The 1,217-nt window shown below is 65.6% G+C and carries 4 protein-coding genes; 3 read left to right on the top strand and 1 reads right to left on the bottom strand.

The genetic code is table 11. The annotated features are described in order from the left end of the window. The 3 genes from FJ980_RS32680 to FJ980_RS32670 all read left to right on the top strand — a co-directional run. A partial coding sequence (locus FJ980_RS32680) for a GapR family DNA-binding domain-containing protein (RefSeq protein ID WP_140547564.1) occupies positions 1 to 126 on the top strand: 126 nt, incomplete at its 5' end. 32 nt (positions 127 to 158) lie between these two features. Continuing rightward, complete coding sequence (locus tag FJ980_RS32675; RefSeq protein ID WP_140517533.1) at positions 159 to 599, top strand: hypothetical protein; 441 nt, start codon at positions 159 to 161, stop codon at positions 597 to 599. A gap of 7 nt (positions 600 to 606) precedes the next feature. Beyond that, positions 607 to 906 carry a hypothetical protein gene (locus FJ980_RS32670; RefSeq protein ID WP_140517534.1) on the top strand — a complete coding sequence of 100 codons (300 nt, stop codon included), beginning with the start codon at positions 607 to 609 and terminating at the stop codon, positions 904 to 906. A 62-nt stretch (positions 907 to 968) separates the two neighbouring features. Here the strand turns inward: FJ980_RS32670 and msrB are convergent. Continuing rightward, positions 969 to 1,217, bottom strand: a 249-nt coding sequence (gene msrB / locus FJ980_RS32665) for a peptide-methionine (R)-S-oxide reductase MsrB (protein ID WP_140547563.1), incomplete at its 5' end; no start/stop codon positions are given.

The following is a 1,217-nucleotide window of genomic DNA, read 5'->3' as shown; positions in this document are numbered from 1 at the left end:
AAGGGCACCGGCTTCGACACCAAGGCGGTTCGCACGATCGTGCGGCTGCGCAAGAAGGACCAGGCCGAGCGCCAGGAGGAGGAGTCCATCCTGGACCTCTACAAGGCCGCCCTCGGCATGGTGTAAGGCGAGGCATCTCGTGACGTCCGGGGTCGGCGATGAGTGAGTTCGACTTCGGCGGCCGAAGGGCCTCGGAGTTCCGCCAACGCGGCTTCTGGACGCTGTTTGCCGAGCGTCACCCGGAAGAAAGAACCCGGCTGGCGAGGCGAGGGCCCTGGTTCTGGCAGCGCGGGCTGCCGGAATTTGCGCTGGTGCTCTCCATGTACGTGGCGCCGAGCGAGAATGTGGTCGGCGTCTTCTTCGGCCGTAACGAGAAGCTTGGCGCAACCGACGTCTGGGTGCGCCTCAAGCCGTTTCAGCCGGCGATCGAGGAACGGCTGAAGCTCAGGCCGGAGCAGAGCGCACAAAACCTCGGCATCAATTCACAGTGGCGGGTCAACTGCTTTGCCGAGGACAATTGGCCGGCCATGACGGACTGGCTGGTGACCGAATGCTCGCGGTTCGAGTGCGCTGTCACCGAAGTTCTGGGACAGGGATAGGCCGCCGATGCTCGCGGATTTCTTCCGCTCGCGTTGGGATGGCCAGGTGCGGCTCGACCGGCTGTTCTGGCGCGATATGGTGCTCGTCGGCACGGCGATCAACATTGCATCGTCCGTGGCGGCGCTCATTCTGCTGGGGGTGAAGACGCCGCTCGGTCTTGTGCTGGCGGTGCATTTCGCGCCGGTGCCCTACAACATCTTCCTGACCTCGGCCGTCTGGCGGACGGCGGAGCGAACCGGGGGCGCCAAGGCCTCCCTTGCTATGCTGGGTTCGGCGCTCTGGCTGATCGCAACAGTCGTCGTCTGACAATGCTGCACGAAAAAGGCGGCCGAGGCCGCCCTTCGCAGGAAGCGTTGGCGAGGCCGCGCTCAGGCCGCCGGCTCGAATCTCAGCGCCACGCCGTTGATGCAGTAGCGCAGCCCGGTCGGCGGCGGGCCGTCCTCGAAGACGTGGCCGAGATGGCTGCCGCAGCGAGCGCAATGGCATTCCGTGCGGACCATGCCGTAGCTGCGGTCGGTCGTGGTCTCGATGGAACCGGGAACCGGATCGTTGAAGCTCGGCCAGCCGGTGCCGCTCTCGAACTTCAGCTTGGATTCGAACAGTGGCTGGTCGCAGCC

Origin of the sequence: Mesorhizobium sp. B1-1-5, from assembly GCF_006443065.1 — a bacterium.
Taxonomy (GTDB): domain Bacteria; phylum Pseudomonadota; class Alphaproteobacteria; order Rhizobiales; family Rhizobiaceae; genus Mesorhizobium.
Note: the sequence above shows the minus strand (reverse complement) of the source record. Positions and strands in the feature narration are given on the sequence as shown.

What these genes read in the sequence shown, in the direction of transcription:
- FJ980_RS32670 (WP_140517534.1), top strand. Translation starts at nt 607, where the DNA reads ATGCTCGCGGATTTCTTCCGCTCGCGTTGGGATGGCCAGGTGCGGCTC.
- FJ980_RS32675 (WP_140517533.1), top strand. Translation starts at nt 159, where the DNA reads ATGAGTGAGTTCGACTTCGGCGGCCGAAGGGCCTCGGAGTTCCGCCAA.